This is a genomic window from Mycobacterium sp. NAZ190054 (genome assembly GCF_001545925.1).
Classification (GTDB): domain Bacteria; phylum Actinomycetota; class Actinomycetes; order Mycobacteriales; family Mycobacteriaceae; genus Mycobacterium.
Window position 1 is genome coordinate 37,662 of sequence record NZ_LMVQ01000035.1, and the last position, 7,971, is coordinate 45,632.

8 protein-coding genes, 1 pseudogene and 1 riboswitch are annotated in these 7,971 nt (G+C 69.0%); of the genes and pseudogenes, 6 read left to right on the plus strand and 3 right to left on the minus strand.

The features are described from left to right. Nucleotides 1-60: 60 nt before the first annotated feature. Nucleotides 61-873, minus strand: a complete 813-nt coding sequence (locus ASJ79_RS03810) for an exodeoxyribonuclease III (protein ID WP_197420060.1) — start codon at nucleotides 871-873, stop codon at nucleotides 61-63. Between the two features lie 83 nt (nucleotides 874-956). Between ASJ79_RS03810 and ASJ79_RS03815 the strand changes: the two genes are divergently transcribed. The 6 genes from ASJ79_RS03815 to ASJ79_RS03840 all read left to right on the plus strand — a co-directional run bounded on the left by ASJ79_RS03815 (nucleotide 957) and on the right by ASJ79_RS03840 (nucleotide 7,753). Continuing rightward, complete coding sequence (locus ASJ79_RS03815; protein ID WP_067953351.1) at nucleotides 957-1,787, plus strand: alpha/beta fold hydrolase; 831 nt, start codon at nucleotides 957-959, stop codon at nucleotides 1,785-1,787. A gap of 59 nt (nucleotides 1,788-1,846) precedes the next feature. Next, a riboswitch (SAM riboswitch) is annotated at nucleotides 1,847-1,966 on the plus strand. Nucleotides 1,967-2,007: 41 nt separating this feature from the next. After that, a complete protein-coding gene (locus ASJ79_RS03820) occupies nucleotides 2,008-3,345 on the plus strand; it encodes a bifunctional o-acetylhomoserine/o-acetylserine sulfhydrylase (protein ID WP_067953352.1) in 1,338 nt (445 codons plus the stop codon). After that, complete coding sequence (locus ASJ79_RS03825; RefSeq protein WP_067953354.1) at nucleotides 3,345-4,472, plus strand: homoserine O-acetyltransferase; 1,128 nt, start codon at nucleotides 3,345-3,347, stop codon at nucleotides 4,470-4,472. Before ASJ79_RS03820 ends, ASJ79_RS03825 begins: the two co-directional genes overlap by 1 nt. Next, entirely contained in the window at nucleotides 4,469-5,200 is a 732-nt protein-coding gene (locus tag ASJ79_RS03830; protein WP_067953356.1) for a class I SAM-dependent methyltransferase, read from the plus strand. The genes ASJ79_RS03825 and ASJ79_RS03830 overlap by 4 nt, the downstream gene beginning before the upstream one ends. A gap of 445 nt (nucleotides 5,201-5,645) precedes the next feature. Continuing rightward, entirely contained in the window at nucleotides 5,646-6,524 is an 879-nt protein-coding gene (locus tag ASJ79_RS03835; RefSeq protein WP_231750710.1) for a glycosyltransferase family 2 protein, read from the plus strand. Then, nucleotides 6,521-7,753, plus strand: a complete 1,233-nt coding sequence (locus tag ASJ79_RS03840; protein WP_082753649.1) for a glycosyltransferase family 4 protein — start codon at nucleotides 6,521-6,523, stop codon at nucleotides 7,751-7,753. The genes ASJ79_RS03835 and ASJ79_RS03840 overlap by 4 nt, the downstream gene beginning before the upstream one ends. Here the strand turns inward: ASJ79_RS03840 and ASJ79_RS30675 are convergent. Both ASJ79_RS30675 and ASJ79_RS33645 read right to left on the minus strand, forming a co-directional pair. Continuing rightward, nucleotides 7,714-7,836: pseudogene (locus ASJ79_RS30675) on the minus strand (DUF3017 domain-containing protein); the annotation flags it as partial. The gene ASJ79_RS03840 and the pseudogene ASJ79_RS30675 overlap by 40 nt on opposite strands. Further along, nucleotides 7,782-7,971 (minus strand): hypothetical protein (locus ASJ79_RS33645; protein ID WP_231750711.1); only part of this gene is annotated, 190 nt, incomplete at its 5' end. The gene ASJ79_RS33645 and the pseudogene ASJ79_RS30675, both read right to left, overlap by 55 nt.

A 7,971-nucleotide genomic window follows, 5' to 3' on the forward strand; every position in this document is an offset into this window, starting at 1 on the left:
CCTCTCATCGCGCGGATTCGGCGCGCTCAGGCACCATCAGGGTGTCTGAACGCGCCGGATTCACGCGTAGTGCACCGTCACCGGGCAGTGATCGGACCAGCGCAGCGCATACGCGGCGGGCCGTTCGGTGATGACGGACGTGACACGTTCGGCCAGGCCCGGGGTGGCCAGCTGGTAGTCGATGCGCCATCCGGCGTCGTTGTCGAACGCCTTGCCACGCCATGACCACCACGCGTACGGGCCGGCCACATCGGGATGCGCACGTCGCACCACGTCCACCCACCCGGTGTCCAGCAGGTCGGTGAGCCACCGGCGCTCCTGCGGCAGGAATCCCGACTTCTTGACGTTGCCCTTCCAGTTCTTGATGTCGTTCTCGGTGTGGGCGATGTTCCAGTCCCCCGACACAACGGCCTCACGTCCGGTGTCGACCGCCCCGGCCAGCAACACCGCCATCCGCGCCGCCACCGCCGCCATGAACCGTTCCTTCTCCAGCTGACGGTCCGTCTCGGCCTCGCCGGTCGGCACGTAGACGCTGCCCACCGTCACCCCAGCGGTGTCGACCTCGATGTAACGCCCGTGCGCAGCGAACTCCTCTGCGCCACAACCAATCCGGACGTCGTCATGCGGCGAGCGCGACAGCACCGCCACGCCGTTGCGGCCCTTGACGTGCGGGGCCGCCGACGCCAGATGCCAGCCGTCGGCCAGGGCCGGGGCCAGCGCCTCGGCCAGCTGTTCGTCGTCGGCGCGGGTCTCCTGCAGGCACACCACGTCGGACGCCGTCTCCTTGAACCACGCCAGCAGGCCGAGGTTCTCCGGAGAGCGCTGCTTGACCGCGGCGCGGATGCCGTTGACGTTGATGGTGCTGACCGTGATGGGGCGCGTCACGCGGCAGACCCTAGCCGAGCGCCCCGCCGGCATCCTTGCGGTACCGCCGGTATCGCCTTTATCGTCGGCCCATGGCACCACGAGAGCCGATCCACGCCGGATCGGGGCACCCCGTCCTGCTGCTGCACCCGTTCCTGTGCTCGCAGAACGTGTGGCACACGGTGGCCACCCAGCTCGCCGGCACCGGCCGCTTCGAGGTGTACGCACCCACCATGGTCGGCCACCACGGCGGCAACCCGTCCCCGACCTGGCTGCTCGACACCCACGCCCTGGTCGAGGACATCGAGCGCCGGATGGACGGGCTGGGCTGGGAGAGCGCCCACATCGTCGGCAATTCGCTGGGCGGCTGGGTCGGGTTCGAGCTGGAGCGACGCGGGCGCGCCCGCACGCTCACCGCGATCGCGCCGGCCGGCGGCTGGGGGCACCACTCGGTGTCCAAGTACGAGACGGTGCTGAAGTTCATCCTGGGCGGACCCGCCTTGATCGCCGCCCGGCTGCTCGGCCCGCGGATCCTGGCGCTGCCGGGCGCCCGGCGACTGGCCACGCTGCCGGTCAGCGGCCCTGCCGACGGGCCCTCCGACGACGACCTTCGCCTGCTGGTGGAGGACGCCACCCACTGCAGCGCGTACCTGCAGTTGCTGGTCAAGACGCTGCGCCTGCCCGGCCTGCTCGAGCTCGCGAGCCTGGGCGCCCCGACCCAGCTGGTGCTGTGCGAGAAGGACCGCGTGTTCCCGACCCCGCGCGGCAACCGGTACTTCCTGACCCACCTGCCCGACGACGCGAAAGTGGTGCGTCTCGACGGGCTCGGTCACATCCCGATGCTCGAGGCTCCCGACGTGATCACCGAGCTGATCACGACCTTCGTCGACGAGCACACCGAACCGCGCAAGGCCATCGGCTGACCGTTCCTCCGGGAGGACCCGCTGGCACCGTCTGTGCTGGGTGAGATACAGTTCGTCTCGGTCATGAGCGCCAGCGTCAAGCCCCGGCTCGCTGGCCGGCAACCCTCCAACCGCGGTGGGGTGCCCCGGGAGACGACCAGGTTGAGTAGCCGCATGCGGCTATAAGGCAAGCGCGGGTCCGCCGTGAAACGGGCCCCCTGTTTCATGGAGGAGCACGACGATGGCTGAAATCAGCGCGAACTGGGCGTTCGAGACCAAACAGGTGCATGCGGGGCAGACCCCCGACGTCGCCACCAATGCCCGGGCCCTGCCGATCTACCAGACCACCAGCTACATCTTCAACAGCACCGACCACGCGGCCGCGCTGTTCGGCCTGGCCGAGCCCGGCAACATCTACACCCGCATCATGAACCCGACCCAGGACGTGGTCGAGCAGCGCATCGCCGCGCTGGAAGGCGGTGTGGCAGCACTGTTCCTGTCGTCCGGCCAGGCCGCGGAGACCTTGGCGATCCTGAACATCGCCAACAGCGGCGACCACATCGTCTCCTCCCCCAGGCTCTACGGCGGCACCTACAACCTGTTCCACTACACGTTGCCCAAGCTCGGCATCGAGGTGAGCTTCGTCGAGAACCCCGACGACCTGGCCTCGTGGCGCGCCGCCGCCCGCCCGAACACCAAGGCGTTCTTCGGCGAAACCATCTCCAACCCGCAAATCGACATCCTCGACATCCCCGCCGTCGCCGGCGTCGCGCACGAGGTCGGTGTCCCGCTGATCGTGGACAACACCATCGCCACGCCGTACCTGATCCAGCCGCTGAGCCACGGCGCCGACATCGTCGTGCACTCGGCGACCAAGTATCTCGGCGGGCACGGCACCGCGATCGCGGGCGTGATCGTCGACGGCGGCACGTTCGACTGGACCAACGGCCGCTTCCCCGGCTTCACCGAACCCGACCCCAGCTACCACGGCGTGGTGTTCGCCGAACTCGGCCCGCCCGCGTTCGCGCTCAAGGCGCGGGTGCAGTTGCTGCGCGACCTCGGTTCGGCCGCCGCACCCTTCAACGCGTTCCTGATCGCCCAAGGCCTCGAGACGCTGAGCCTGCGCATGGAGCGCCACGTGGCCAACGCACAGCGAGTGGCCGAGTTCCTGGCGGCGCACCCGGACGTGATCTCGGTCAACTATGCCGGCCTGACCTCCTCGCCGTGGCACGACCTCGGAAAGAAGTTGGCGCCCAAGGGAACCGGCGCCGTGCTCGCGTTCGAACTGGCCGGCGGCATCGAGGCGGGCAAGGCGTTCGTCAACGCGCTCACCCTGCACAGCCACGTCGCCAACATCGGTGACGTCCGTTCGCTGGTCATCCATCCCGCGTCGACGACACACCAGCAACTGTCCGCCGACGAGCAGCTGGCCAGCGGGGTGACCCCCGGGCTGGTCCGACTGGCGGTCGGCATCGAGGGTATCGACGACATCCTGGCCGACCTGGAGCAGGGCTTCGCCGCGGCCAAGCCGTTCATCGCGGCCGCCGGCGCCGATCCGAACACCGTGGCGTCGTTCTGATGACGATCATGGACATCCTCACCGATCGCGTGGCGCTGCCGCCCGAAGGGGAGATCGGCATCGTCGACATCGGTTCGCTGACCCTGGAGAACGGCGCGGTCGTCGACGACGTCTCCATCGCGGTGCAGCGGTGGGGTGAGCTCTCACCGAACCGGGACAACGTCGTCGTCGTATTGCACGCGCTGACAGGCGATTCGCACATCACCGGACCGGCCGGACCGGACCACCCGACTCCGGGCTGGTGGGACGGCGTCGCCGGCCCCGGCGCACCGATCGACACCGACCGGTGGTGCGCGATCTCGACGAACGTGCTCGGCGGCTGCCGTGGCTCGACCGGCCCCAGTTCGCTCGCCCCCGACGGAAAGCCCTGGGGCTCAAGGTTTCCGATGATCTCGGTGCGTGACCAGGTGGCCGCCGACGTGGCCGCCCTGGAACGGCTCGGGATCACCGAGGTCGCCGCCGTGATCGGCGGATCCATGGGTGGGGCGAGGGCGCTGGAGTGGATGGTGACCCATCCGGACAGCGTCCGCGCCGCACTGGTGCTGGCCGTCGGCGCGCGTGCCACCGCCGACCAGATCGGCACGCAGAGCAACCAGGTCGCGGCGATCAAGTCCGATCCGAACTGGTGCGGCGGTGACTATCACGGCACCGGCCGCTCCCCCGACACCGGTCTGGAGATCGCGCGGCGCTTCGCCCATCTGACCTATCGCGGGGAGACCGAACTCGACGAGCGGTTCGGCAACGACCCACAGCCCGGCGAGGATCCGGCCGCCGGCGGCCGCTACTCGGTGCAGAGCTACCTGGAGTACCAGGGCCGGAAGTTGTTGGCGCGCTTCGACGCCGGCACCTACGTCACGCTGACCGACGCGTTGTCCAGCCACGACGTCGGACGCGGCCGGGGCGGGGTGGCGGCCGCGCTGCAGGGCTGCCCGGTGCCCGCCATCGTCGGCGGCATCACCAGCGACCGGCTGTATCCGCTGCGCCTGCAGGCCGAGCTGGCCGAACTGCTGCCCGGCTGCGACGGGCTCGACGTCGTGGAATCGGAATACGGTCACGACGGCTTCCTGGTGGAGACCGACGCGGTGGGCAAGCTGATCCGGCGCACGCTGGAGCTGGCGTCGCGGTGAACGGGTCCGCGGATCGTCGCTCGCTGTCGTTCGGCGCGGAGGCGGCCGCCTACGAGCGGGGCCGCCCGTCGTATCCGCCGGAGGCGATCGACTGGCTGCTGCCCGAGGGCGCCCATGACGTCCTCGATCTCGGCGCCGGCACCGGCAAGCTGACCACCCGGCTCGTCGAGCGCGGGCTGGGCGTCGTCGCGGTGGATCCGATCCCCGAGATGCTGGAGCTGCTGAGCACGTCGCTGCCCGACACCCCTGCGCTGCTCGGCACCGCCGAGGAGATCCCGCTGCCCGACGACAGCGTGGACGCGGTGCTGGTCGCGCAGGCGTGGCACTGGTTCGACCCGGAGCGCGCCGTCAAGGAGGTGGCCCGCGTGCTGCGGCCCGGCGGGCGCCTCGGCCTGGTCTGGAACAACCGCGACGAACGGCTGGGCTGGGTCAAGGATCTCGGCACGATCATCGGGCATGAGGTGGACCCGTTCAGCCAGACGGTGGACCTGCCTGCGCCGTTCACCGATGTCGAGCGCCACCAGGTGGAATGGACGAGCTATCTGACGCCGCAGGCGCTGATCGACCTGGTCGCCTCGCGCAGCTACTGCATCACCTCGCCGGAGAAGGTGCGGGCCCGGACGCTGGATCGGGTGCGGGAGCTGCTCGCCACGCATCCGGCGCTGGCGAACAGCACCGGGCTGGCCCTGCCCTACGTCACAGTGTGCATCCGCGCGACGCTGGGCTGAACCCGGTCGGTTCCCAGCGAATGCCCGCGAGCGTGCGCGCCCGGTAGTGCACGGACGCTGCCAGCTACCGCGGCGGCACATTCGCGGCACAGCGGCCGGGCGGTGGTGGCCGGCGCGGGGGACATGCACCGATTTCGACGGTGACATTTTTATTTGACTTTTCAGATTTGCAGGTCACGACCGGATCACGCGCATAATCCGGACTGGAATTTATTGCGCAGTCAAACAACATCGCTGGTTCTACTACAGCGAATATTTACGCCTGCGCTTAGGGTCCCGCAAAACGCCTGAGGCAGTGTCGGCAAAAGTCCTGTGAACTGTATTGCAAGCCGCAAAAAGCGGTGCTAGCGTGAGCCAGGTCATAGTGCCACGCATCGCTGAGCAGCGATATCAGCTAATCAACTGTCATTCACTGAAAATGCAACATTGTTTACGGGGGGTTTGAATGACTGAACAACAAATTGCCGATGAATATGTGCGAGATTCAGCGGCGCCGTTGAAGGGCCGCCCTGTCGCAGCCGACCCGCTGATCCACCTGGACGACGCACGCAGCAAGAAGGAGCGAGCCGTCCCGCGGGCGTCGACACTGAACGTCAGCCTGGTGATCCCGGTGAAGAACGAGGCGCGCAACATCGGGTGGGTACTCCAACAGATCGCCGACGACGTCGACGAAGTCATCCTCGTCGACGGGAAGTCGACGGATGCCACCCTGGTCACCGCCCAGCGGTGCCGGCCGGACGTCACGGTCGTCCCCCAGGACGGGGTGGGCAAGGGCAGCGCGCTGAGGACCGGCTTCCTGGCCGCGACCGGCGACGTCATCGTGATGATGGACGCGGACGGCAGCATGACCCCCGACGAGATCAAGCACTACCTGCATTTCCTCGCCAACGGCTACGACTTCGTGAAGGGCTCCCGGTTCATCCCGGGCGGCGGCTCCCTCGACATCACCAGGTTCCGGCGGCTCGGGAACCGGTTCCTGCTCAGCGTGTTCAACACGCTCTACCGCGCCGAGCTCACCGATCTCTGCTACGGCTTCTGTGCGTTCCACCGGCGGTACCTCGACGTGCTCGCGCTGTCGGCGACCGGCTTCGAGATCGAGGCGGAGATGGTCGTGCACGCCATGCAGGCGGGTCTGCGGATCGCCGAGGTCCCGAGTCTGGAGTTGCCGCGACGCGCCGGCAAGTCCAACCTCCATTCCATCCGGGACGGCATCAGGGTGCTGCGGACGGTCCTGCGGGGGCATCAGTCGGGTCTGAGCGGCCACGTCGTGCAATCGGTCCGCCGGCGGGTGCACGCCGGCGATCGCATCGGGAACCCTGCGTGAGCTACGGGCGCGCCGGGGGGCGCAAGCCCGTAGCTCTGATCGTCGGCCCGGGGGACCGATTCCTGTCCGGTGTCAGCTACTACACGGCGCTGTTGACCGAGGCGCTGGCCGAACGCGGGCCGGTGGCCGCCCTGCTGTTGCGCAACCTGTGCCCTCGCATGCTGTACCCGGGCCGCGCCCGGGTGGGCCACACCGACGGGATGCTGCCGCCCCCAAAGGTTTCGGTGTTCAACGGTCTCGACTGGTTCTGGGGCCCGTCCGCGGTGGGCGCCTGGCGCTTCTGGCGCCGGACCGCACCGTCGGTGGTGATCCTGCAGTGGTGGACCGCGACGGTACTGCACAGTTATCTGATCATCGCGTGGCTGGCCAAACGTGCCGGGGCACGACTGGTGATCGAGTTCCACGAGATGCAGGACATCGGCGAAGCGAAACTCCCCCTCGTCGCCAGATACACCCGCGCCGGCATGGGTCTGCTGCTCGACCGCGCGGATGCGGTCGTCGTCCACTCCGAGTTCGATCGGCGGGAGCTCGTCGCAGCCTATCCGAGGCTGGCGGACATGCCCGTGGAGGTGATCCTGCACGGGCCGTACGCCCACCACGCCGGCCGGCCGGAGTGCGGCTGCACCACCGAACCCCAAGTGCGGCAACCTGTCCGGATCCTCATCTTCGGCGTGGTACGGCCCTACAAAGGCCATGCCGACCTGGCCGACGCGGTCGGTCTGCTCGTCGGGTCCGGGCTGGACATCCATCTCAGCGTGGTCGGCGAGGTCTGGCAGGGTTACCGGCAGCCCCTGGACCGGCTCCGGGCGGTGCTGCCGGCCGACCGGCTCACCATCGTCGACCGCTACGTCGCCGATGACGAGGTGCCCGGGTTCTTCGCCGCCGCCGACCTCGTCGTTCTCCCCTACCGCCGGTCATCGGCATCGGGCCCGTTGCACATCGCGATGAGCTGCGGGCTGCCCGTCGTGACCACCTCGGTCGGCGGCCTGGTCGAGGCCACCGAGGGATACACGGGCGCTGTCCTGGTACCGCCCGGCGACCCGGCGGCACTCGCCGACGGGATCCGGAAGGCGTTGCCGCTGTTGGGCAGAACGCATCCCGACCCGCACTCCTGGCGACGCAGCGCCGAGCGCTACCAGGCGCTGCTGAGTCGCGTCGACGCAGGCTGGGCCCGGCCTGACAGCCCGCCTCAGCTGGTGCCGAGCGGATCGATCGTCCACGCGATGTAGAGCATCGCGGCGCTGACCGATGCGGTGGTCACGACGTCCACGGTGCGGCCGCGGACCGCGAGCAACCCGGCGCGTTCGTCGGGCTGTCAGGCCGGGCCCAGCCTGCGTCGACGCGACTCAGCAGCGCCTGGTAGCGCTCGGCGCTGCGTCGCCAGGAGTGCGGGTCGGGATGCGTTCTGCCCAACAGCGGCAACAGATCGGAAGAGCGGCGTGGAGGG

Coding starts and splice junctions, on each gene's coding strand:
- ASJ79_RS03815 (WP_067953351.1), top strand. CDS start 957: ATGGCACCACGAGAGCCGATCCACGCCGGATCGGGGCACCCCGTCCTG.
- ASJ79_RS03820 (WP_067953352.1), top strand. CDS start 2,008: ATGGCTGAAATCAGCGCGAACTGGGCGTTCGAGACCAAACAGGTGCAT.
- ASJ79_RS03825 (WP_067953354.1), top strand. CDS start 3,345: ATGACGATCATGGACATCCTCACCGATCGCGTGGCGCTGCCGCCCGAA.
- ASJ79_RS03835 (WP_231750710.1), top strand. CDS start 5,646: ATGACTGAACAACAAATTGCCGATGAATATGTGCGAGATTCAGCGGCG.